This is a genomic window from Pedobacter cryoconitis (assembly GCF_003259615.1).
Classification (GTDB): Bacteria; Bacteroidota; Bacteroidia; order Sphingobacteriales; family Sphingobacteriaceae; genus Pedobacter; species Pedobacter cryoconitis.
On sequence record NZ_QLLR01000010.1, the window covers coordinates 83637 to 107763 of the forward strand.

At 39.8% G+C, this 24127-nt stretch carries 16 protein-coding genes and 1 tRNA gene; 10 read left to right on the forward strand and 7 right to left on the reverse strand.

Features of this window, described 5'->3' with window-relative positions; genetic code table 11:
• The first annotated feature begins 90 nt into the window (after positions 1–90).
• Both LY11_RS12145 and LY11_RS12150 read left to right on the forward strand, forming a co-directional pair.
• Positions 91–1638 (forward strand): S10 family peptidase, encoded by a 1548-nt coding sequence (locus LY11_RS12145; protein WP_111633965.1) that lies wholly within the window; start codon positions 91–93, stop codon positions 1636–1638.
• A 126-nt stretch (positions 1639–1764) separates the two neighbouring features.
• Complete coding sequence (locus LY11_RS12150) at positions 1765–2727, forward strand: acetyl-CoA carboxylase carboxyltransferase subunit alpha (RefSeq protein WP_111633966.1); 963 nt, start codon at positions 1765–1767, stop codon at positions 2725–2727.
• 60 nt (positions 2728–2787) lie between these two features.
• Here the strand turns inward: LY11_RS12150 and LY11_RS12155 are convergent, their stop codons facing one another.
• Positions 2788–3666, reverse strand: coding sequence for an Rpn family recombination-promoting nuclease/putative transposase (locus tag LY11_RS12155; RefSeq protein WP_111633967.1), 879 nt, complete (start codon positions 3664–3666; stop codon positions 2788–2790).
• A gap of 156 nt (positions 3667–3822) precedes the next feature.
• On the reverse strand, positions 3823–6891 hold the full coding sequence (locus LY11_RS12160) for a glycosyltransferase family 117 protein (protein WP_111633968.1): 3069 nt from the start codon (positions 6889–6891) through the stop codon (positions 3823–3825).
• A gap of 231 nt (positions 6892–7122) precedes the next feature.
• On the opposite strand from LY11_RS12160, the gene LY11_RS12165 reads away from it, so the two are divergent.
• The 4 genes from LY11_RS12165 (at position 7123) to pth (ending at position 9565) form a co-directional block, all read left to right on the forward strand.
• A tRNA-Gln gene (locus LY11_RS12165) sits at positions 7123–7193 on the forward strand.
• A 73-nt stretch (positions 7194–7266) separates the two neighbouring features.
• Positions 7267–8208, forward strand: coding sequence for a ribose-phosphate pyrophosphokinase (locus LY11_RS12170; protein ID WP_068403583.1), 942 nt, complete (start codon positions 7267–7269; stop codon positions 8206–8208).
• Positions 8209–8301: 93 nt separating this feature from the next.
• Positions 8302–8880, forward strand: a complete 579-nt coding sequence (locus LY11_RS12175) for a 50S ribosomal protein L25/general stress protein Ctc (RefSeq protein ID WP_068403580.1) — start codon at positions 8302–8304, stop codon at positions 8878–8880.
• A 124-nt stretch (positions 8881–9004) separates the two neighbouring features.
• The gene (gene pth, locus LY11_RS12180) at positions 9005–9565 is read left to right on the forward strand and encodes an aminoacyl-tRNA hydrolase (RefSeq protein ID WP_111633969.1); all 561 of its coding nucleotides are present in this window, start codon (positions 9005–9007) and stop codon (positions 9563–9565) included.
• Positions 9566–9595: 30 nt separating this feature from the next.
• On the opposite strand, the gene LY11_RS12185 is transcribed toward pth, so the two are convergent.
• From LY11_RS12185 to LY11_RS12205, 5 genes are all read right to left on the reverse strand, one after another.
• Positions 9596–11197, reverse strand: coding sequence for a response regulator (locus LY11_RS12185; protein ID WP_111633970.1), 1602 nt, complete (start codon positions 11195–11197; stop codon positions 9596–9598).
• A 30-nt stretch (positions 11198–11227) separates the two neighbouring features.
• Positions 11228–12064: a CheR family methyltransferase gene (locus tag LY11_RS12190; RefSeq protein WP_111633971.1), complete on the reverse strand. Its 837-nt coding sequence runs from the start codon at positions 12062–12064 to the stop codon at positions 11228–11230.
• Between the two features lies 1 nt (position 12065).
• Positions 12066–15545 carry a response regulator gene (locus LY11_RS12195; protein ID WP_111633972.1) on the reverse strand — a complete coding sequence of 1160 codons (3480 nt, stop codon included), beginning with the start codon at positions 15543–15545 and terminating at the stop codon, positions 12066–12068.
• Between the two features lie 185 nt (positions 15546–15730).
• Positions 15731–16414: a LytR/AlgR family response regulator transcription factor gene (locus LY11_RS12200; protein WP_111633973.1), complete on the reverse strand. Its 684-nt coding sequence runs from the start codon at positions 16412–16414 to the stop codon at positions 15731–15733.
• A gap of 2 nt (positions 16415–16416) precedes the next feature.
• Complete coding sequence (locus tag LY11_RS12205) at positions 16417–17919, reverse strand: sensor histidine kinase (protein WP_211321536.1); 1503 nt, start codon at positions 17917–17919, stop codon at positions 16417–16419.
• Between the two features lie 156 nt (positions 17920–18075).
• Between LY11_RS12205 and LY11_RS12210 the strand changes: the two genes are divergently transcribed.
• The 4 genes from LY11_RS12210 to LY11_RS12225 all read left to right on the forward strand — a co-directional run bounded on the left by LY11_RS12210 (position 18076) and on the right by LY11_RS12225 (position 24127).
• A complete protein-coding gene (locus LY11_RS12210) occupies positions 18076–18429 on the forward strand; it encodes an ArsC family reductase (RefSeq protein WP_317047994.1) in 354 nt (117 codons plus the stop codon).
• Between the two features lie 141 nt (positions 18430–18570).
• Positions 18571–19308: a hypothetical protein gene (locus LY11_RS12215; protein ID WP_111633975.1), complete on the forward strand. Its 738-nt coding sequence runs from the start codon at positions 18571–18573 to the stop codon at positions 19306–19308.
• Between the two features lie 30 nt (positions 19309–19338).
• Positions 19339–21309: a M1 family metallopeptidase gene (locus tag LY11_RS12220; protein WP_111633976.1), complete on the forward strand. Its 1971-nt coding sequence runs from the start codon at positions 19339–19341 to the stop codon at positions 21307–21309.
• Between the two features lie 370 nt (positions 21310–21679).
• Complete coding sequence (locus LY11_RS12225) at positions 21680–24127, forward strand: GNAT family N-acetyltransferase (RefSeq protein ID WP_111633977.1); 2448 nt, start codon at positions 21680–21682, stop codon at positions 24125–24127.

Sequence of the window (24127 nt, forward strand, 5' to 3'; positions counted from 1 at the left end):
GACTGAAATACGGAGCGTAACTTTTTTAAGTTATTACCGATTATTCTGATCTTATTTTGATATTTAAGGGACCTAAACCATCCCTTTAAAATGAAGTTATTTTACACGTTAATCCTGGCTGGATGGTGTGTTTGCCAGACGGCAGATGCACAAAAAATGCAGTCCATCCAATCAATTCCCGATACCAGGAAAGGTGATACCTCAGTAAACACTGAAGTCAACTCCCGGAAAATTGTAACCGAAAGTACAGTGGTTACGCAACATCAGGTGACCATTAAAGGTCAGCGCATTCCTTATAAAGCGGTAACTGGCACATTACCGGTCTGGGATGAAACAGGCAAAGCGATTGCTGGTCTGTTTTATACCTATTATGAGCGGTCTGATGTCAAAGACAGAAGCAGCAGGCCATTAGTGATCTCTTTTAATGGCGGGCCGGGCTCTGCATCAGTATGGATGCACATTGCTTATACAGGTCCTGTATTATTAAATATTGATGACGAAGGATACCCAATTCAACCTTATGGTTATAAAGAGAATAAGTCTTCGATCTTGGATGTTGCCGATATTGTTTATATAGATCCGGTGAATACGGGATATTCCAGGGCGATTAATAAAGATATACCGGGCAGCAAATTCTTTGGCGTAAACGCAGATATTAAGTACCTCGCAGAATGGATAAATACCTTTGTGACCCGCAACAACCGCTGGGGTTCTCCTAAGTTCCTGATCGGGGAAAGTTATGGTACAACCCGGGTTTCGGGACTGGCACTGGAACTTCAAAATTCACAGTGGATGTACCTGAATGGGGTAGTGCTGGTTTCGCCGACTACTTTAGGAATAGAAAGGGGCGATGCTTTATCGGCTGCTTTACGTTTACCTTATTTCGCTGCTACAGCCTGGTATCACAAAGCTTTAAAACCAGATTTACAAGGAAAAACTTTAAGTACTTTATTACCGGAAGTGGAGCAGTTTACAATGAATGAACTGATTCCGGCTTTGGCGAAAGGAAGTCAGCTTGGGGACGATCAGAAAAAACTGATTGCTGCAAAGATGGCTGCTTTTTCGGGTTTAAGTGAAAAAACGATTCTGCAGCATAACCTGGATGTTCCGGCTGGTTACTTCTGGAAAGAATTACTCCGGGATCAGGGTTTTACGATAGGCCGTCTGGATTCCAGGTACCGAGGTATGGATAAGCAGGATGCGGGTGAAGGGCCTGATTACAATGCAGAGCTCAGCTCCTGGTTACATTCTTTTACGCCTGCAATCAATATGTATATCCGCAATGAGCTCCACTATAAAACTGATTTAAAGTACAATATGTTCGGCTCAGTTTATCCGTGGGACAATACGGGGAATCGTACAGCTGAGAATTTACGGGATGCGATGGCACAAAATCCTTCACTGCATTTGCTCGTACAGTCTGGTTATTTTGACGGGGCATGTGATTATTTTAATGCAAAATATAATATGTGGCAAATGGACCCGGGAGGTAAATTAAAAGATAGAATGAGCTGGAAAGGTTATGAAAGTGGCCATATGATGTATTTAAGAAGTGCTGATCTGGAGAAAGGAAATCAGGATCTCCGGGATTTTATCAGTAAATCTTTGCCTAAAGCAGGAGTAGCTTCGAAATTTTAGACTATTTGTAAGAGTCTGTTTAAATTTAGATGATAAAATTGTTTATGCTTCTTTTTAGCTATAAACAATTTTATCATCTAAATTTAAACAGACTCAAAATAAAATACCTATTTTTACCGCCCACTTATGGAACAGATAAAAACGTCATTTGATTTTGAAAAACCTATTGCTGAACTGATGCAGCAAATTGAAAAGGTTAAACAGGTTGCTGATAAAACAAAAGTAGATATGTCTGCTACACTGATTGAGCTTGAAGATAAGCTGTCTAAAACGCAGAACGCACTTTATGCAAGTCTAACAGGCTGGCAGGAAGTACAATTATCACGTCATCCGGAAAGACCGCAAACGCTGGACTATATCGGAATGATCTGTGATGATTTTATCGAATTGCACGGTGACCGTACAGTAAAAGATGATAAAGCGATTATTGGTGGTTTTGCTACTATTGGCGGTGAAACAGTTATGGTAATCGGTCATCAAAAAGGTAAAAATACTAAAGAACGTCAGTACCGTAATTTCGGAATGGCAAATCCTGAAGGATACCGCAAAGCACTAAGATTAATGCGCCTTGCAGAGAAATTCAATAAACCAGTTATTTCTTTCATTGATACGATGGGTGCTTATCCGGGTATTGAGGCTGAAGAGCGCGGACAGGGAGAGGCTATTGCGAGGAACCTGATGGAAATGTCTGTATTGAAAGTACCTATCGTTTGTTTGATTATTGGTGAAGGTGCATCAGGTGGTGCATTGGGTATTGGTATCGGAGATAAGGTATATATGCTGGAGCATACCTGGTACTCAGTAATTTCTCCGGAGTCATGCTCTTCAATTTTATGGCGCAGCTGGGACTTCAAAGAAAAAGCTGCAGAATGCCTGAAACTGACTTCGAAAGATATGTTAAAGAATAAACTGATCGACGGTGTAATTAAAGAACCGCTGGGAGGTGCACATCAGAATCCTGCAGCTATGGCCGAAACGCTGAAATCCCAGATCCTGAAAGATATCAAAGTATTAGGAAAAGAGAAAACTGAAAAGATGATCGCTAACAGAATTGATAAGTTCTGCGCAATGGGCGTAGTCGTAGAGTAAATTCAATCCTCCTGCTTAAGAAAAGGCTCAGCTATTTAATTAGCTGAGCCTTTTTTGTTATCAGAGGTTTTCTATTTCTTCCATAGAGAGCGTAGTAAACCCGGCTATTTTATCCGGATCAAAGTTTTCTTCTTTCATTTTCCTTGCGATGGCCAGCGCGGTTTCATGTTTCCCTTTTTCCATTCCTAATTCCAATCCCTGTTCCTTTCCTATACGTTCTGCAAATTTAATCCGGCCGTAATCATCTTCTTCCCGCTGTAAAATCGAGTCGTGTATAAATTGTTGTTCTGGTGATAGTTTTTTCATTTCAGCGATATTAAAGATTTTTTCAAAAACACGTTTATCCAGATACTTAGGAATCTGATTCAGGCTGTGCATGTGTTTAAGCAGATAAACCCATTTGTCCAGCTCATTTTCCAGTTCATCTTCTTTCTTCTCAAACTTAGGCAGTTCCAGGAACTTAAATCCCAGTCCATTGTGGAATACTTTACCAGTACCTGTATTCATCAGAGAAATGCTTTGCAAATAATGGTCACTCAGGCAATTTCTCATATTAAAATCCAGGATTGCAACCAGGAAAACCTCTTTCAGTTTAACATCCCAGTGACGGTTACCCTTTAGCTTTTGCTGATGAATCAGGCGGCTCAGGTAAAAAATGCAGCGGTCCTCAAAATTATCATGGTCTGCCCGCTGCATTTCTACAATGAACTGCTCGCCCTGGTCCCCGGTACATAACAAATCGAAGAAGACTTTTTTATGCGCCTTGTCCTCCCCGGCAAGTTCAGTTGGATTATAGACAATATCGGTAATGTGTTTTTCTCCTTCAAACAGTGCGTTTAAAAAGGCAATCATGATCTCTTTGTTAGGTTCACCGCCAAAAAGATGTTTGAATCCAAAATCTGATAATGGATCAATGTATTTATTTGTACTAGCTGACATAATTCTTAATGATTTAGGACAAGCTACTTCTGTTTTATATTTAAAAGGTAATAAATATCTCTATTGTGAATAAATAGTTGAATTAAGTAATTGCACTCCGCAAAAAAAGGGTTGTACCTTTTTATAGATACAACCCTTTATTATAAGTCAGTATTATTATTCTTCCGGAGCTTGTGGCGCAGGTGCCTGCTGCTCTTCCTGAGCTTGCTGTGCAAAGTAAATGGAGAATCTTGATTCAAGGCCCTGGAACTGCTGAGCAAGTTTCTGAGAAAGCTTCGTTTGCTTTCTCTCTGAAGTAGTTTTAACCATCTGGTTAAGGAACTGCAAACCTAACTGAACATTCTGTCCGCCAACGAACCTGTTTTTGCTTTTGGATATATCAGCCAGGTAAGTCAGTTCTTTCTGAATATAATCAGCAGATCTTTCAATCAGCATATTTGCCTTGTTCGTGTCTCCTAAAGTATATAGGTTCTCTGCAAGGAAATAAACACCCATCATAGAACGCATGCCGTAGAAACGCTCAGGCATCACTTCGAAATAACGGGCAACTACTTTTTTCGCATCAGCGATTTTTCCTTCTTTAATCAATCCGGAGATTGTAGTGTTGAACACATTGTTAAAGATAGAAATATCATCTGATGATTGCGGATCAAGGTAGCTCGCGTTTTTAACATTACCCCACTTGAATTTGGTGTACATGTTATGGTAAAGGATATCCGTATTCACTAAATCTCCTCTGCTTGATGCTGAATCCGTTTTAAGCGGTAATAAGCGCATCGCAAGACCTTCTGTATACAAATAGTTGTCTAAACCATTAAACTGGTCTGAAGGAACTGTACTCGCAAAATAAATAGGTCTTTTCCAGTTGTTATGCACCAGGATGTCCAGCATAGCCAGCGTACCTTTAGTTACATAACTCTTATTGAATTTCCATTCCATCACAGGAGTGATTTTTGAAGCATCTGCTGCTTTAACTGTTCCTGTTTTAATTACATCTTCAGGATTGATTGTCAGCTTGAAGTTTTTAGTCGGGATGAAATTCTCTTTAGTCCCGTTTTGCAATGGAATTTTATCATCGTCATCATCTGATAACAAGACATCAAGAATGTTCTTCAATTCTACTGAACCCGCAAGTTTATAATCCTGGTAGTACATCACGTCTCTCACACCTTGTACATACTGTGATGGTTTCATACTGATCGGAAGCGGAGCAGACTCATTTTGCTTACGTTTCATTCCGTCAATGTACCAGTCTGTATCAAATAAACTCAGGTTAACCAGTCTTACATCCGGCCTCACATTTTCAACCTCCTGGATATACCAAAGCGGGTAAGTATCGTTATCACCATAAGTAAACAAGATCGCATTTGGTGCGCATGATTCCAGGTAATCGACTGCAATATCATGTGCAACCATTTTCTCTGAACGGTTATGTGCTTTCCAGCCTTGCGCACCCATAATTACCGGGCCGGCAAATAAAGAGATCGTTGTTGCTGCAATAGCACCGTTTTTAGGCGTAATCTTACTGAATACCCACTCTCTTAACGCGAGCACCCCAAAACCAATCCAGATGGCAAAAGCATAGAAAGATCCTGCATAAGCATAATCACGCTCTCTTGGCTCTAATGGTTTCTGGTTCAGATATAATACAATGGCAAGACCTGTAAAGAAAAATAACAGACCCACAATACCAGCGTCTTTTTCATTGCGTTTAAAGTGCCATATTGCCCCTAATAAGCCTAAGATCAATGGAAGGAAGAAAAAGCGGGTATAAGCACTGCTCTCTACAATAGAAGGAGGCAGGTGACTCTGGTCGCCCAGCATCATCGCATCAATAGGTTTAATACCACTTAAAAATTGTCCCTGGTAAATACCGGCACCCTGGTCATCATTCTGACGACCAACAAAGTTCCACATGAAATAACGCATGTACATATTACCGATCTGGTATTTAAACAGGTAAGAAACGTTGTCGAAAATACCAGCGAAGTGTGAATCATCAAAGCCCATTAAGCTTTTATATTCCTGTACGTGTCTTGGATCATCACTGTACATTCTTGGGAAAGGAGTTGTTCTGTCATACTCGTAGTCTGTTTTTTTACCAGCAACTTCGTATTTCGTGTCTCCTTTTCTGTAAATGTTTTTACCTTCTTTCAAGCTAACTTTTTCAGAGTTATAGTTAGGACCGAATAATAAAGGTCTGTCTCCATATTGCTCTCTGTTTAAGTAACTTAAAAATGAGAAAGCATTGTCAGGATTACTGTTGTTTAAGTTAGGGCTGGCTTTAGCCCTGATGACAATCATCGCGAAAGAACAGTAACCGAAAATAATCAGTGCTGTAGAAAGTAAAGCCAGGTTCAGGAACTTATTCCGGTGTTTAATGGAATACATAATTCCCCAGGTCAGCGCGCCGATTAAAATGGCAGCGAAACAAACTACACCTGTTCCAAATCCCATTCCTAAAGTGTTGACGAAGAATAAATCGAAGTAAGCACCGAAAGAAACCACGTATTGTATGATCCCGTATTGCACAAATGCAAGGATCAGTACACCTACGAAAAAGGTTTTAATGACACCGAAGTTTGTTGGTTTTGGTGTTTTCTTGAAGTAATATACAAAAGCTATCGCCGGGATAGTCAATAAGTTCAATAAGTGGATACCGATGGAAAGACCCATGATATAAGCAATAAACAATAACCATCTGTCAGCACGCGGCTCATCAGCATGCGATTCCCATTTCAGGATGCCCCAGAATACAATCGCTGTAAACAGAGAAGAAAGCGCATATACTTCCGATTCTACTGCGGAGAACCAGAAACTGTCTGAGAAAGTATAAGCCATTGCTCCGACAACTCCTGCGCCCATTACGGTGATCAGGTTTCCGATAGTCAGGTCTGCTTCAGTTTTAATGACCATCTTTTTAGCCAGGGCGGTAATTGTCCAGAATAAAAATAAGATCGTAGCCGCACTTGCAAGGGCAGAACCCACATTCATGAAATAAGCTATTTTATGAATATCGCCAAATGCAAAGATCGAGAAGAAGCGTTGAATCATTAAGAACAAAGGCGCACCTGGTTGGTGAACAACCTGCATTTTAAGTGCAGAGGCTATAAACTCTCCACAGTCCCAGAAACTTACAGAAGGTTCTAAGGTGAGTATATAGGTGAGGGCCGCCAGGATAAAGCACATCCATCCTGTAAGGTTATTAATTTTTGTATAATTCATTTCTTTCTTAAATATAAAATGTGGCTTTTAAAAATGCAGCCGAAAATAATCAAATAGATTGATAATAGTACATATATACAACTACATTAACAAATTTTAATGTGTTAAAGGTGTTTAAAGGCTGTTTTCAAAAATATTTTATTTTTTTTTATCGAAGATTTGCATTTATCAAAAAGGTGCGTATATTTGCATTCCCAAACGAAACAACTCATGGTTATTTCTACGGAAGATTGCCCGATAGTATAAAGGTAGTACAACGGTTTTTGGTACCGTTTGTCTAGGTTCGAATCCTGGTCGGGCAACTAAACAATATATCGGATTGTGAGTAATCACAATCCGATTTTTTCGTAACCCAGCATTGATACCCGTCTAATCATGCCCTTGCAATTTAATCCAGTTAAACTTTTCGCCGGAACCGGTACAAAAGCATTAGCACACAAAATTGCCGAAAGTTACGGCAAACCACTCGGTAATGTAACCTTAAGCAGGTTTAGCGATGGTGAGTTTCAGCCTTCTTATGATGAAACAGTAAGAGGATGTGATGTATTCCTGATCCAATCTACCTACCAGCCTTCTGATAATTTAATGGAACTTTTGTTGATGATTGATGCCGCAAAGAGAGCTTCTGCGCATTATATCACTGCTGTTGTCCCTTATTATGGTTTGGCCAGACAGGATAGAAAGGATAAACCAAGAGTTGCTATAGGAGCAAAATTAGTGGCTAATTTGTTGAAGTCTGCTGGTATCCACCGTATTATGACGATGGACTTGCACGCAGCTCAGATACAAGGTTTCTTCGATATTCCTGTAGATCACTTAGATGGTTCAGTGATTTTCGTTCCTTATATCAAAAGCTTAGGACTTGAAAATCTGACTATTGCTTCTCCGGATATGGGAGGATCATACAGAGCACGCACTTTTGCAAAGTTCTTTAATGCAGAGGTTGTAATTTGTGATAAACGCCGTAAACGTGCCAATGAAATTGAATCGATGTCAATTATTGGTGATGTAACGGGAATGGATATTGTTTTGATTGACGATATTTGCGATACTGCAGGTACATTGGCTAAAGCTGCGGCTTTAATCATGGAGAAAGGTGCAAAAAGTGTAAGAGCAGTTTGTACACACCCTGTATTATCTGGCAAAGCTTATGAGACAGTAGAAAACTCTATGCTTACCGAACTGATTGTAACGGATACTATCCCTTTAAAACAGGAAAGTCCAAAAATAAGAGTACTGAGCACAGCAAGTTTATTTGCGAAGGCGATTGCCAATGTAAATGAGCATGGATCAATCAGTGATCTGTTTAGAGTTTAATATTAATAACAAATAAATATATAAAGATGAAACCTGAATGGTCTGCAAGACCATGAAAGCTTCATCTCCATTAAAAAACAAATTAAAAACAAGATGAAAATAATCGCAATTAGCGGTTCTCCAAGAGAGAACGTAGGGAAACGCGATGCTAAAGAGCTTCGCTATGAAGGTAAAGTTCCTGCAGTATTGTATGGTGGTAAAGAACAAGCACATTTTGCTGTAGTTATTACAGAATTAAAAGATGCTATTTACACTCCTGAAGCAAACTTTTTAGAAATTGATATCAATGGTACAAAAACCAAAGCAATCATAAAAGAGTTACAATTTCACCCATTAACAGACGTATTATTACACGTAGATTTTCTTCAGTTATTTGATGACAAAGAAATCGTTATGGAAATTCCTGTAAGATTAGAAGGAACTTCTCCAGGTGTTAAAATGGGTGGTAAATTAGTTCAGAAATTACGTAAACTTCGTGTTAAATCTTTCCCGAAAGATATGCCACAGGTTGTTGACGTTAGCATTGCTAAATTAGAAGTAGGTAATTTATTCCGTGTACGTGACCTTGCAAAAGCAGCATACACAATTACTAACACTCCAGAAGATACAATCGTTTCTGTTGGTATGTCAAGAGCTCTTAAACAAGCTGAACAACAAGCAGGTAAAAAATAAGCTGATCTATAGCTTTACAGAAAGCAGCACTGAATTTTCAGTGCTGCTTTTTTTATGCTTTAATTTTTCATCAATAACAGGTTTCATATAAACTGTTATCTTTGCGGAAAAGAAAGAGTGATACATGAAATATTTGATAGTAGGTCTGGGAAATATAGGATCAGAGTACATGGGTACCAGGCATAATATAGGATTTGAAATTGCAGACGAACTGGTTAAACAGCTTGGTGGTTCCTTTTCTAATATACGGTTAGCTTATTATTCTGAAGTATCCTGGAAAGGCAGAAAGCTCCATGTGATTAAACCGACTACTTATATGAATTTAAGCGGCAGAGCAGTTAATTACTGGATGCAGGAATTAAATATCCCACTAGAGAATGTATTGGTTATCGTAGACGATATTGCACTTCCGCTGGGAAAGTTAAGGCTTAAATTGAAAGGAAGCAGTGCCGGTCATAACGGGTTGAAAAGTATAGAAGCGAGCTGCGGAAGCCAGGATTATCCAAGATTACGTTTTGGAGTGAGTGATAACTTTGCGAAAGGCAGACAAGCGGATTATGTTTTAGATGGCTTTGATAAAGACGAATTGCCTGAATTACCTGCGCTGATTGAAAAAAGTGTAGCACTGATCCAGAGTTTTGTAACTGTGGGACCAGCGCATACGATGACTGCTTTTAATAAATAACAGGAGCACTGTTAGTCAATATCAAATTGCTTATAGCATTAATGCCTTTTTATCAGTAAAATGGGTGATTTTCTCATGTAATAAGCGAAGTTCAAAAGGTTTGCTTAACACATCATTTGCACCTGCATCAATTGCAGCCTTCTTATCATTTTCCATGACTGCTGCAGAGAAGGTAATAATAGGAATATCTTTTTTACCCGGTATATAGTCGTTTCTGATCAGTTTTGTAGCTTCCAGTCCGTTCATCACGGGCATAAAGGTATCCATCAGGATCAAATCGTAATTGTTATCTCTGAGTTTATCCAGTGCTTCCTGTCCGTTTTCAGCAAAATCGGCAATTACTTCCCAGTCTTTCATGATTTTAACGATCAGGAATTTGTTGATTGGGTTATCCTCAGCAACCAGAATCCTTACCCCGTTAAATGGCAGAAGTTTATCCAGATGTTTCTCTTTGGGTTCAGGGAGGTCCTGTAAAACTTCATACCAGTTGACAAAACAAAAAGTGCTTCCCTGTCCCTCGCAACTGTCAACAGTGAGTACACCGCCTTTAAGACGCGCCAGGTTCTTCACAATTGAAAGGCCCAGTCCTGTACCTCCAAAGTTCATCGTGGTACTCTCATCTGCCTGCTCAAAGGTTTCGAAGATCTTCTCAATTTTGTCGGTCGGGATACCGATTCCAGTGTCGGTAACAGAGAACCTGATTTGCAGGTTATTTCCTTTGCGGTCCAGTATCTCTACTTTTAGCGTTACACTACCTTTATTGGTGAATTTAATCGCATTGCCAATCAGGTTCATCAAAATCTGATTCAGCCTTAAAGAATCGGCAGATACGTTTTTAGGCAGATCAGGATCGAAGGAAGTAATCAGTTCCAGATCTTTTTCTTTTGCCCTGATACTTAAAAGATTGATAACCGCATGGCAAACTTCTGCCAGGTCTGTTGCAGTCCGGTTAATTTTGAACATACCCGCGTCAATCTTCGATAAATCCAGAATATCATTAATCACACCCAGTAAAGAATTCGAAGAGATTTGCAGTAGCGAAATCATTTCGTTCTGCTCAGCGGTAAGTGTTGTTTTTTCCAGTAAATTAGCCAGCCCAATAATACCATTGATTGGCGTACGGATTTCGTGACTCATATTGGCCAGGAAATTCTCTTTTATTTTCTTTCCCTGTTCAGCAAGTTCTTTTGCTTTAATCAGTTCTTTCTGGTAGGCTTCAAGCTCTTTATTCTTTTTAACAATATCCCTTTGTGTTCTAACAAATTGTAAAAAAGAATCTACTTTCGCAGAGGTTACATAAGGATTTAAAGGCTTGTACAAGTAATCAACTGCTCCGGTATTCAGTCCTTTTACGGCATATTTGGCATCTGTTGAAATTGCAGTTACAAAAATAACCAGTATATCTTTTGTTCTGGGGTTGCTTTTTAGTATTTCTACCAATTCAAAACCATCCATTTCCGGCATCTGAACATCCACTAGTGCAATGGCAATGTCCATTTCCCAGGCCAATCTTAATGCTTCGTTAGGCAGAGTGGTAGAAATCAGATTTACATCGTCTCTTTCCAGCAAGGCTTCCAACGCAATTATGTTCTCGGGTCTGTCATCAACAATAAGAATATTAATCTTTTCCATAATTTTAAGGGGGAATCTTTCTGAAAAGACCTATGCTATTTTTTGGTAAATGTTATTTTTTTTATCCACGATCTTAAAGCGACCGATTTCTGAACTTCTTAAAGTCTCTTTGGAGCCTAAACAAAGAAAGCCAAAGTTAGCTAAACTATTGTAAAAAAGATCAATCACCTTTTTTTGAAGGGTAGTATTGAAGTAAATCAGCACATTGCGGCACGAAATCAGCTGAAACTCATTGAAGACTCCGTCGGAGGCTAAATTGTGTGCGGAGAACAGCATGTTCTTTTTTAAAGAATGATTAATTGATGCGGCTCCGTAGCGTGCCGTATAATAATCTGCAAGTGTATGCAATGCCCCCGTTTTCTGATAATTTTCTGAATAATGTTTCATCTTCTGCAAATCGTAAATCCCATTTTTGGCAAACTCTAAAACATCAGCATTGATGTCAGTTCCATAAAAGAAACTCCGTTCATATAAGTTCTGTTCAGCAAACAGAATTGCAAACGAATAAAGTTCTTCTCCGGTTGAACAGCCCGCGTTCCATACTTTTATCCTTTGATAGGATCTTAAATAAGGAATGATATGTTCCGCGACCGATTTATAAAAAACCGGATCTCTGAACATTTCGGTTACGTTCACTGTAATTTCAATCAGAAAATATTCAAAGTAGTCATGGTCATTTGTTAATAAGGTACGTAATTCAAACAAACTTAGTTGTTGTAACTGCATAATTCTTGTCACTCTTCTTTTGAGTGAGGCAGCCGAATAATCACTAAAATCAAAGCCATGTATATTGTAGATGAAACTAGTAAGGCTTTCCAGCTCTTCATAGCTAATTACATCTTCCGGGTTCTCTGCTGACGGGCTCATCTTAACTTAACCATACTCTTAACATAGATAATAACTGATCAATATCAACTGGTTTAGCTATATAATCATTTGCCCCGGCTTCAATACACTTTTCGCGGTCATTCTTCATTGCCTTAGCGGTTAACGCTATAATTGGCAGTTTCTTATATTCGCGCTTTTCCCTGATCGTTCGCATCGCTTCATAACCATCCATTTCGGGCATCATAATGTCCATCAGTACGAGGTCAATATTTGCTGTCTCTTCAAGTTTTTCAATGGCTTCCCTGCCGTTGTTGGCAATCACAATATTGATGTCGTAAACCTGCAGCGCACTGGATAAGGCAAAGATATTCCGCATATCATCATCGGTAATCAGGATCGTTTTATCTTTCAGTACTTTTTCTATGGTAGAAACAGTTTTATTCTTCGAAGACCCTTTGACAGTGGTTTGAAAGTTGTCCTGTTTTTTTAACTTATTCATAAACAGGCTAACCTCGTCAATCAACCTGTCATTAGATTTGTTCGACTTCAAAACCATAGCCTCAGAATACTTCATAATATGTGCAATCTTATCCTGGTCAAGTTCCATTGCCGTATTGATAATAACCGGGATATGGGTAAACCTGTCTTGTGTTTTGATCTGGTCGAGTAAATCAAAACCAGAAGTGTCAGGAAGATTTAAGTCTAGTATAATGCAGTCGAATGTTTGATTTTCCAGCATATCCAGCGCCTCCTGACCAGTAAACGCTTGTGCAACCTCAATACCTTTCTCAACCAGTTGTTCTTTAACGGCAAGACTTTGCAGCTCGTGATCTTCAATGATCAGTACCGTCTGGAAATTATATAAAATATGGCCTGAGTTTAAAACGGAGAAAGCATGATCCAGCTGATCTTTTTCAATTGGTTTTTTCAGGAAGCCAATCGCACCCTCTTTCAGTGCTCTTTCTCCTTTGACTTCACCAGCCGACATCATGTGGATCGGGATATGTTTAGTTTGCGGATTATCTTTTAACCTTTTCAGGATACTCCAGCCGTCCATCACTGGCAGCATAATATCCAGGATAATCGCATCAGGAAGATCTTTTATGGCCATTTCCAGTCCTACATCACCACTATGTGCCAATAAAGGTTCAAACCCTTTTTCAATCGCATAATCTTTCAGTACATCTGCAAAGACCAAATCATCTTCCACAATTAATAAAGTTTGCTTCCTGTTTTTATTCACAGGAACCGAAACTGGTTCTTCCGGAATCAATGGCATTAAAACTGGTTCAGGATGTGGTACAGTTTCAGCGGCAGAAGATTGGTTTTGAGGTGTTACCGGCAAATATAGTGTGAAACAACTTCCGATACCCGTCCCACTATTCACCTGGATCTCTCCACCTAAAATATTGGCAAGTTCTTTACTAATAGAAAGCCCAAGTCCGGTACCTCCATACTTTCTGCTGGTTGTACCATCGGCTTGTTTAAAGGCTTCAAATATGAGCTTCTGTTTATCTTGCGGGATACCTATTCCAGAATCTTTAACACTGAAGGAAATAACCTGCTGATTATTATTTTTAAGATTGTCGGAATAATATTTGAGCTGCTCATCTGCCAGGTCAATTTCCAGTTTAATCTCCCCGTTTTCAGGAGTGAACTTAAAGGCATTTGATAAAAGATTCTTAATGATCTGTTCTGCTCTTGATAAATCAGTCATGATACGCTCAGGCAGCCCCTGACCAAGGATAATCTGATAATCTATTTTTTTGCTTCTGGCAATCTCCGTAAACAGAGACTCCATATTTTGTTTGACTTCCAGAGGTCTGACTGTCTCAATATCCAGGTCAACTTTTCCAGACTCTATTTTTGAAAGGTCAAGAATATCATTAATTAAAGTCAGCAGATCACTTCCTGCATTATGGATTACCCCAGCATACTTAAGCTGCTCTTCATTTAAATTTTCCGGCCTGTTTTCTTTTAAGATCCTTGCCAGGATCAGGATACTGTTCAGCGGTGTTCTTAATTCATGACTCATATTCGCCAGGAATTCTGATTTATATTTGCTGGATACTTCAAGCTCTTCAGCTTTTAAACTCATCGCTTCCCTGGCTTCGTTTACAGAAATATTACGCTCTTCCAGTAAGCTCGCTTTTTCTTCCAGTTCGGCATTGGTTTGACGAAGCTCTTCTTGTTGTACCCGAAGCTCTTCTTCTGAAGCTTGTAATTCTTCAGATTTATGGATCAGCTCTTCATTGGTTGTGCGCAACTCTTCCTGCTGACTTTCCAGCTCTTCTGCCTGTTGCTGCGTCTGCATAAACAAGTCACGCAATTGTGCCCTTGCGACTGCACTATTGATCCCAACACCTATACTCTCAGTAATTGTACTTAAGAAAAGGTTCACAATTTCATCCGGTTCAGCAGAAAGTCCCAATTCGATGACTGCGATGGTTTCCTCTTCAAAAAGAACAGGGATGATCAGTATTGTATTTGGCGGCGTGTTGCCCAGTCCTGAAGAAATTTTCAGGTAATCTGCAGGAATATCGTGAAGTTGTTTACTTCGCTTTTCCAATGCAACCTGGCCCACAAGACCTTCACCGAGTGCAATTTCTTTGACTTTTCCTTTTTTCTCCTGGTAAGCATAACCACCGCTCAGCTGTAAGGTTTCTCTTTTCGGATTGAACAGGTACAATGCACCTACCGAGGCCGATAAATAAGTACACAGTTCAGTAATGATATGGGTGGATAATTCATCGGTTTCCTGTTCTCCGCGCATGGATTCATTGATTGCGGATGCGCCGGATAATAACCAGTTCTTTTGTGTATTCTCTTCGGATAGTGCTTCCAGCTGAGCATTGTTTTCTCTGATTGTAATTTCTGTTAACTTCTGTTCATCAAATGTTCTTTTAATGAAGCTGAACAAGTATAAGATTAATCCGAAAATAATCACTGAACTGGCGACGACAATAATCGTAGACTGCGTTGCACTCTTCACGCGCTTCTGTGTTCTTACCACAAGCAGTGCTTGTTCTGCATGGATAGCTGCATTATTGATCCGGAGCATATCTGTTTTAAATGCCCGGCCTTTATCGGTAAGCACCATCCGCACAGCATCATCTTTTCCTTTGGTATCATTGGTCAGCAGAATATCTTCCATATCCTTGACTTTTTGTGCTGAATAAAATTCAAGGGAATCCAGCCTCCGCTGCTGATTCGGGTTATCCGCCGTCAGCTTCTGCATTTCCTTGACTTTAGGAATGATCTGGTGAATGTTTTTAGTGTAAGTTTCCAGATATTCCTTACGCTGGGTAATGATATACCCTCTTAAAGAAGTTTCAGAATTTAATAATTTCAGTTCAACATCCTGTGCAACATCAATTACATCATAAGTGTGGTTTTCCCATTTCGCATCTTCATTCATCAGCTCGATGCTGTAATAGGAAGTAACTGCGGAAAGCAGAACAAATAGCAGAGAAATAACAAAGCCTGTTAATACCTGCTGTTTAAACGTTAATTTGAACATATGTAGTTAAAAATCAGATTATTAAAATTTTTCGTGCTCAAGCTTGCTATTTAATCTGAAAAGGTAAATAAGGGCCGGCACGCTTAAAATGCAAGACAATTATACTGATAAATACGCATCCCTTGGGAGAAAGGGGGAAAAATGCCCGGTAATTTTAAGCAGGCGTTAAAAATTTACACAAATTCTTAGAGTTCCAGCAGGCATTGTGCATAAGTAGGACCCACAGGGATGATTTTCTCTCCGATCCAGAGCTGGTTTCTGTCAAACTTGGTTACCGCACTTTTTGCAACTATAAATGCACGGTGTGTCCGGATGAATTTTTGTGCAGGCAGCAGCGCCTGCATTTCACTGATTGGCATTCTGGTACTCAGCGAAGGATTGTTTTGCAGGTTAATCTGGGTGTAATTACCCGCAGCTTCAATAAACAGAATATCTTCAATAGCGACTTTAATCTGCTCGTATCCATCCTTAATAAATATATAGGTATACTGATTGGCAGTAACTGCCTTTTTGCGCAAACTATGAAGCTCTTCTGCCTTATTACAGGCCTTTAAAAAACGGGCTAAAGAGAAAGGTTTAAGCAGATAATCCAGCGCATTCAATTCAAACCCTTTTACAGCGTGTTCCGCATAAGCAGTTGTGAAAATAACCAGTGGAGGATTGCTCAAACTGTTTAGAAAATCGATCCCGTTAATGTCCGGCATTTTAATGTCCAGGAAAATCAGGTCTACTTCATTCTGCTGTAAAAAAGTAATGGCATCAAAAGCATTGGTAAATACAGCCTGAAGGGTAATAAAAGAAACTTTGGAGGCATGAGATTTTACTATATCCAGCGCTATGGGCTCGTCATCTATCGCTATGGCAATCATTTTTAATCTAGATTCAGCGTTAAATGTACGAAAAACTCTTTTGCACTTTCTCTGATGATCAATTCATGTTTCTTCGGATACAGCAAACTTAAACGCTGTTTTACATTTTGCAAACCTATGCCGCTGTTGATTTTTTCCGGATCACCGTCGGCCTTCAGGTGAATACTATTGTTGACATCAAAATAAAGCATATTGGCTTTAGTCTGCAGCGTTACTTTGATATGAGAAGGAGATTGTAAACTAATGCCATGCTTAAAAGCATTTTCAACAAAAGGGATTAATAACATCGGTGAAATCTTTAAATCCATTAATTGCTCTTCAATTTCTGCTTTGATGTTAATGTCTACTGTGGTAGAAGTTCTCAGCTTCTGTAGTTCTATATAATTATTCAGGTAATCTATATCTCTGACCAGGGAAATTTTGTCCTGCATGTTTTCGTGCAGCATAAAACGCATCATATCTCCTAACTTCTGGATTCCTTCTCCGGTACGTTCCGCTTTCTCTTGCAAGGCAGTACCATATAAAGTATTCAGCGCATTAAACAGAAAATGAGGATTGATCTGAGATTTGAGGAACCCAAGATTGGCATCTGACTTCCCGAGTTCTTTTTTAAGTGCAAATATTTGTTCCTCCGTCGCATTTCTCGTTTTATAGATATACCAGGCCAGTGGCGTACTGATCAGGAGTTGTGCCATCAAGTGAAAAGCATTCACGATCGGAAACATTTCACCTTTTCCTGTAATCACCACAGCTATTAAACCGAGGGGAATACAAAAAATCAAGGTTAACAACATATTCTTGCCTAAGTAATTGCGGAACTTCTTGCCTTGGGCCAGTGTATTTGGAATCAGGTAATAAATGCCATAAATAATCAGGAAAGAACAAGAGCCGATCACTAAGGTCCAGGCAAGAATTACACTGAAGTCTACGCCTATAGCCAGCCAGACCAATATACCTGCGAACCAGAAAGCTGAAGCAAAAGCAATTTCCAGTTTCATTGTTTTATTACTTTCCTCTTCTTTGTTCTCGATCAGGTAAATAATTAGTTTTTTGATCGCTACATAAATGGCTGTGAGTATAATCATCCAGCCCGCATAGGTAAAGCCCTGAAAGAAAATGTGGTTGTAAGCTTCATCAAGTTCATCATATTTGACCAGCGTATAAGCATGGCTATAAGTCTGTGCAATACTCAAAATAAGTCCCGAGAATAAGTAAACACCAAATAAAATGGAAAGATTGATCCCTGTGTTTTTCCGTTGATATAAAGGAGGCAGGCAGCAGAAATTAAGCAGCAGAAAACTGAAATACAGGATAGAATATCTAAATAATCCCGGCAAAAAGTAATTCGAAAGATAACTAAAGCTCACCCTGGCTTCCTGGAAATTATATGGAGTTGAGGTATTGTTAGTGGAGCCGTTTGAAATGAGCATCATTACTGCAAAGCCATACATGATGCTTACGGTCCAGAATTCTATTTTGCTGAGGTCTTTAATGTCGGGTTTCATTGGATTATTTTTTCTTGTGAAGCGTTGGAACCAGCGCTGCTTTATGCTGATTCCTCTGCAATACTACAAAGGCTTTTCTTTTATGCCGTCAAAATGTGATGAATGACTCAAAAAATGTGACGAATAGGGAAATATAGGTATCTTTACGTTTATTTTATGCAGATGATAGTTTACGGAATTCCGAATTGTAATACAGTTAAAAAAGCAAGGACATGGTTGACAGATAACGGCGTTGACTATGAATTTCATGATTTTAAAAAGCAGGGGATTACTGCAGAGAAACTTCAGCTGTGGTGCGCTGCCTTTGGCTGGGAAGTAGTTTTAAACAAAAAAGGGACGACCTGGAAAAAACTTAGCCCTGAGCAGCAGCTGGCAGTCAAAGATGAAAAATCAGCAATTGAAGTGCTGTTAAATAATACCAGTGCGATTAAACGTCCCGTGGTAGAACAAGATGGAAAAGCAATCCTGATCAGCTTCGATGAAGAATTATATAGCAAATTATTGAAATAGGGAAACCATTACCTGTTAATTTTTGTTAAAAAATAAGGCGAAACGTTAAACTAAATTATATTTGGAGTTATCGCCTGTAAACCACGTTTTTTCTGGGTTTCCCGAAAAGGGGAGCGATGGAGCTAACGAAAAAGAAATACCATGAAAACTTTTAAACAACTGATCCTTGTATTGTTTCTGACAATACCACTATATACATTTGCGCAGACCGGAATTACCGGAGGTGTATTTGACTATGATAACAAGAGCTTCCCGCTGCAGAAAGTGACAGTAAAGAACCTGAATACGCACGAGACTACCTCAACAGGTGCCGCCGGACAGTTCATGATTAAAGCAAAAAAAGGTGACTTACTGGAATTCTCTTTACCGGGTTTTCATACCGATACGCTTTATCTGACCAATATGTTGTCTAAAACCATTTATCTTCCTGCTTCTTCAACGACATTGAAACAAGTAGATATTCAGAGTGCGAAACTTTCCAAAGACCTGAACCTGAAAAACCAGAATGCAAAAGGGTTTGAGCGTGTGCATGGAATTGCTCCGACACAGAATGTTCAGCGTGCAGGAGGAATAGGACTGGCCTTTGGTTCCGGAAAAGTAAGAAGAGAAAAAGCGAAAGAAAGAGCACTGGAAGAAAGGGGTGCCTATGAAGCGGAAATCAGTCAGTATTTTAATGAGGAACATGTCAACAGCTTAATTAAGCTGCAAGGACAGGAGCTTAAAGAGTTTATTGAGCTCTACAGACCTACCGTGGAAAGAGTAAAGGCTGATGACCCTTTCAATTATGATTACTATATTGCTGTTGCTTATCAGACCTGGTTAAAATTACCTCCGGAACAAAGGAAATTGCCAAATATGAAGAAGCTAACAGGGCAGTAACCCCTTTTTACAATCATAAAACCCGATATAATGAATTATCAATTTATCCAGAGAACACTCCTTTTTGTAGTGTTTTTTGCTTTTAGTCTCCATTCGCAAGCACAAAAAACAGCTGCTGACAGCAATTATGATCCGCATTTAGCTTTTGGTCCTTCATTTTATACGCAAAACGGGAACGAATTCCGCTCAGCAAGTGGTTATCCGGGTCCAAAATACTGGCAAAACCGCGCAGATTATAACATTTCTGCTACATTGGATGATCAGAAAAATACGGTTACAGGTACAGTAACGATTACTTATAAAAATAACAGCCCGGATCAGCTGCCTTATATCTGGCTGCAATTAGATCAGAATCTTTTTGAAGAACACTCCAGAGGTAACGGCGTAATTAAAGCCGGCAGCCGTTATGGAGCAAGAGGTGAGAAAGTGAACGGCGGGTACCAGATTTCTGACCTTGCAGTTTCTCAAAAAGCGCAAGGTGTTAAATTTACTTCTATAGTAGAAGATACCCGGATGCAGATCCGTCTGGATAAACCTTTAGCGGGAAACGGAGAAACAATAACCATTAAAATGAATTACTCTTTTGTGATTCCAATAAACGGATCAGACCGGATGGGACACCTGGCCACGCAAAATGGAGAGATCTATTCTATCGCACAGTGGTTTCCAAGATTAGCTGTCTATGATGATGTGTTAGGCTGGAATACGCTGCCTTACTGGGGAGCCGGAGAGTTTTACTGTGAGTACGGAGATGTTAACTATAATATTACTGCCCCTGCCAGTCATATCTTAATGGGTTCAGGTGAATTGTTAAATCCTGAAGAAGTATTTACAGCAGTACAATTAAAAAGATGGAATGCTGCAAAATTAAGTGATCAAACAGTATCGGTCCGCACAGCTGATGAAGTGACTGATCCTAAATCACGTCCTGCAAAAAATCAGCTGACCTGGAAATACCGGATGTCGAATACAAGGGATGTAGCCTTTGCTTCTTCTAAAGCCTTTGTCCTGGATGCCGCGAAGATTAATTTACCAAGCGGTAAAAAATCTCTGGCCGTTTCTGCGCAGCCCGTAGAGAGCAATGGCAAAGATGGTTACGGAAGAGGTGTAGAATATGTGAAAGCCAGCATTGAGCATTATTCAGACAAATGGTTTGAATATCCTTATCCGATGGCCGTAAATATTGCTTCTAACATTAGCGGTATGGAATATCCGGGGATTGTTTTCTGTGGATGGAAAGCGAAGACTGATGAAACCTGGGGTGTTATTGACCATGAATTTGGACATAGCTGGTTCCCGATGATTGTAGGAAGTAATGAGCGTAAATATGGCTGGATGGATGAAGGTTTCAATACTTTCATTAACGGATTATCTTCTGAAGCATTTAACAAGGGAGAATATAAAAACTCGAAACAGAACATACAGGCGGCAGCTAAGGCGATGTCAAAACCAGACAAAGAGTATATCTTGTTAAGCCCTGATGCAATGGGAGAGAAGAACATCGGTCAGAACTTATATTTTAAACCTGCAATGGGTCTGCAGCTGTTAAGAAATGAAGTATTAGGCGCTGATCGTTTCGATTACGCATTTAGAAATTATATCAAAGCCTGGGCTTTTAAACATCCTGCACCGACCGACTTTTTCAGGTCTATGGAAAATGGGGCCGGAGAAGATCTTTCGTGGTTTTGGAAAGGCTGGTTCTTAGAGAACTGGATCATGGATCAGGCGATTACCAGTGTAACGCCAGTTAAAAACGGTGGTCAGCTGGAAAGCTATGATATTGTGATTACTAATCTGGAACAACTACCCATGCCTATTATCTTACAAGTGAAGGATAAAAATGGTAAAGTAGGTAATATTAAAGTACCTGTAGATGTATGGATGCGCAACAAAAGCTGGACAATTAATTATCCGACTACGGTAGAGTTACTCTCTGCTGAATTAGATCCGGATAAAGTATTACCAGATGTAGATGTAACCAACAATACCTGGTTTAAATAACAGCTAAAAATAAACGGGCAAGCTTAACACAAAGCTTGCCCGTTTATTTTTTCAGCAAATTATCATTGACTGATATTCCTGGTTAATAGTATAATCGAGCGCAGGCTCCCAGGTTATCCCTGATCGTAAGGTCATCCCCCCTCCGCTAAAAGATAGATCAGAACCTGTCGTCCGACAAGGTTTAAGGCTGTTTCTTCTAAGTTTCTCTAAAATCTTAATAGGAAATACGATTTCACTAATTCTTTCGTTACGTGAAGTTTTATTTGCTATTTATAATTATTATAAATACGTTTACCATTATTAATTTTAATTGTTCTAAATAAGAATAGTTTGTTGATTGATAAATTACGAACCCTACATCTGCTACTATATGAAAACAACAAGTACTACTTTCGACTTAACTGAACTGCGTACGCAGGCAGAACAAGTTAATTTTAAATCCCTGATTAATTGCTGCTGCCGGGAGTTTGACAATTGGAGCCGGTATGAAGGTATCCCAAAATATGATGCGGCTCTGGCTGATTATATGCGGTCCAGTGGTTACACTTCATTCCTGAGATTTGATTTTACCAGTATAGGCACAGAAGTATTCGTACCTCTTGCTTATTTTTCTGAAAGTGGCGTTCACTCTTTCCTTTATCCGGTGGTAGAACGCAATTGTGAAGCAGATGTAATTCATGTGATCGATCCGAAGCGGTTTGTAGAACTGATTGCAGCATTTGCAAAGGGCGCTTACCCGGATATAGATGCGGCAATTACAATAGGACGGCTTGAAAATAGTATGCACAATTTAAGCGGTTACCTGTTCGACTTCCAATCGAATAACCGCAAGGCTAATCAGCCTGAAATGTCTTTTATTGAAGCCGAGCAATCCTTAATATTAGGTCATAGCGTACATCCGCTGCCCAAAAGCAGGGAAGGTTTTACAGCAACAGAGCTGGCGCAGTATTCTCCGGAAACCGGCGGACAGTTTCAATTAAATTATTTCCTGATTCATCCGGATAATGTAATTGAAAAGAGTGCTGAAGAGGTACTCACCACAGTACAGCTCCGAAATGACCTCCTGGCAAACGCAGAAGAAACTTTAAAAAATATATTAGTCCAGTACCCGGACTGGAAAGTTGTTCCGGTGCACCCATGGGAAGCCAAATACTTATTGGCACTGCCAGAGGTAAAGGAAATGCAGGCAAATGGACTTTTACATAACCTGGGAGCATATGGGTCTTTATTTACCGCGACTTCATCGGTGCGTACCGTATATAATGCAGACAGCGAGTGGATGTATAAATTCTCTTTGCATGTGAAGATTACAAACTCTTTCCGTGTCAATTACCCCCATGAATTACACCGTGGGTATGATGCCAGTATGTTGTTGAAAACAAGCTGGGGACAGGGGATCGGGAAAGATTTTCCGGAGATAAACTTCCTGACAGATCCCGCTTTTATCATGGTGAGTTACCAGGGACAGGTGATCGATGGCTTTAGTACAAGTATCCGTCAGAACCCTTTCAGAGGAGCAGCTGCGAAAAAGAATGTAGGTATGGTTGCCTCATTAACTCAGGACGGCATATTAGGACAAGCGCCAAGGATGCTGAATTTGATTACAGAAGCGGCAAACCGTCAGGGGAAACCTATTCAGGAAGTTGCCATTGCCTGGTTCACACAGTACCTGAAAATTACCATTAAGCCGTTAGTCGGTGTCTTTAATAAATATGGACTGGGCGGGGAATATCATCAGCAAAATATGCTGGTGGAATTTGACGCTAACCTTTTCCCAGCCAGGTTACACTTCAGAGATAACCAGGGTTACTTTTTCCGACAGGGTAAAGTAGAAGAACTTTATACCGTTATTCCTGATTTTGGAATCGATAGCAGATCATTCATCGGAGAACCAAGATTAATTAATTTCCACAGCTATTACCTGCTGGTCAATCATTTGTTAGGTATTGTGAATGCGCTGGGCAGAAGCGGTCTTGCAGATGAACAGGTGCTGATCAGTTTAATATATGATGTCTATTGGGTAGAGGAAGAAGCCGATACCACAGGTTTGGTTGGCCATCTGCTAAACAGTACAATCCTGACTATTAAAGGGAATTTACTGACCAATCTGAACAATATGGATGAGGCCAGCGCGCCTAGAACACATCCTGCTGTTTATAAAGAATTCCCAAATCCATTAAATAAAAAAGTTTTTTCAAAAGCGCTGATCAACCCTCAAGGTAAGGATGTGGTATTCAGCCGTTATTTTGCTAAAGAAGATGTTGAAATTACCATCCGTCCTTTAGACTTAAACCGCGACCTGGAAATGCTGCATGAATGGTTTCACCGCGAACATGCGCTGAAGATCTGGAAGATGAACTGGCCAATCCGTGAACTGGAGACATTTTACCGCACTTTACTTGCCGGCAATGTAGTGAACAGTTATATCGGGGAAGCTAACGGGGTACCTACTTTTAACTTTGAAGTGTACTGGGCATGCCGTGATTTAGTAGGCAAATATTATGATGCTTTACCAACAGATTATGGAACGCACCAGTTTATTGCGCCTGTTGATCCTAAATTGAAATATGCTTCTCCATCTACCCAATCTATACTGGACTTTGTGTTTGCAGAGCCGAAAGTTGGAAAAATGGTTGGTGAGGGTTCTGTAGATTCTATGGCCTCAATTATGAATAAAGCACATGTGGGCTTTAAAATTGAAAAAGTAATTGATTTACCGGACAAGAAAGCCAATCTGAATTTCTGTTATCGCGAATGGTATTGGGCAAAATTCCCGGCAGCCAAAGATTTCCGAAATGAACTGATCTCAGCACTTTAG

Coding starts and splice junctions, on each gene's coding strand:
- LY11_RS12145 (WP_111633965.1), top strand. CDS start 91: ATGAAGTTATTTTACACGTTAATCCTGGCTGGATGGTGTGTTTGCCAG.
- LY11_RS12150 (WP_111633966.1), top strand. CDS start 1,765: ATGGAACAGATAAAAACGTCATTTGATTTTGAAAAACCTATTGCTGAA.
- LY11_RS12155 (WP_111633967.1), bottom strand. CDS start 3,666: ATGTCAGCTAGTACAAATAAATACATTGATCCATTATCAGATTTTGGA.
- LY11_RS12160 (WP_111633968.1), bottom strand. CDS start 6,891: ATGAATTATACAAAAATTAATAACCTTACAGGATGGATGTGCTTTATC.
- LY11_RS12170 (WP_068403583.1), top strand. CDS start 7,267: ATGCCCTTGCAATTTAATCCAGTTAAACTTTTCGCCGGAACCGGTACA.
- LY11_RS12175 (WP_068403580.1), top strand. CDS start 8,302: ATGAAAATAATCGCAATTAGCGGTTCTCCAAGAGAGAACGTAGGGAAA.
- pth (WP_111633969.1), top strand. CDS start 9,005: ATGAAATATTTGATAGTAGGTCTGGGAAATATAGGATCAGAGTACATG.
- LY11_RS12185 (WP_111633970.1), bottom strand. CDS start 11,197: ATGGAAAAGATTAATATTCTTATTGTTGATGACAGACCCGAGAACATA.
- LY11_RS12190 (WP_111633971.1), bottom strand. CDS start 12,064: ATGAGCCCGTCAGCAGAGAACCCGGAAGATGTAATTAGCTATGAAGAG.
- LY11_RS12195 (WP_111633972.1), bottom strand. CDS start 15,545: ATGTTCAAATTAACGTTTAAACAGCAGGTATTAACAGGCTTTGTTATT.
- LY11_RS12200 (WP_111633973.1), bottom strand. CDS start 16,414: ATGATTGCCATAGCGATAGATGACGAGCCCATAGCGCTGGATATAGTA.
- LY11_RS12205 (WP_211321536.1), bottom strand. CDS start 17,919: ATGAAACCCGACATTAAAGACCTCAGCAAAATAGAATTCTGGACCGTA.
- LY11_RS12210 (WP_317047994.1), top strand. CDS start 18,076: ATGCAGATGATAGTTTACGGAATTCCGAATTGTAATACAGTTAAAAAA.
- LY11_RS12215 (WP_111633975.1), top strand. CDS start 18,571: ATGAAAACTTTTAAACAACTGATCCTTGTATTGTTTCTGACAATACCA.
- LY11_RS12220 (WP_111633976.1), top strand. CDS start 19,339: ATGAATTATCAATTTATCCAGAGAACACTCCTTTTTGTAGTGTTTTTT.
- LY11_RS12225 (WP_111633977.1), top strand. CDS start 21,680: ATGAAAACAACAAGTACTACTTTCGACTTAACTGAACTGCGTACGCAG.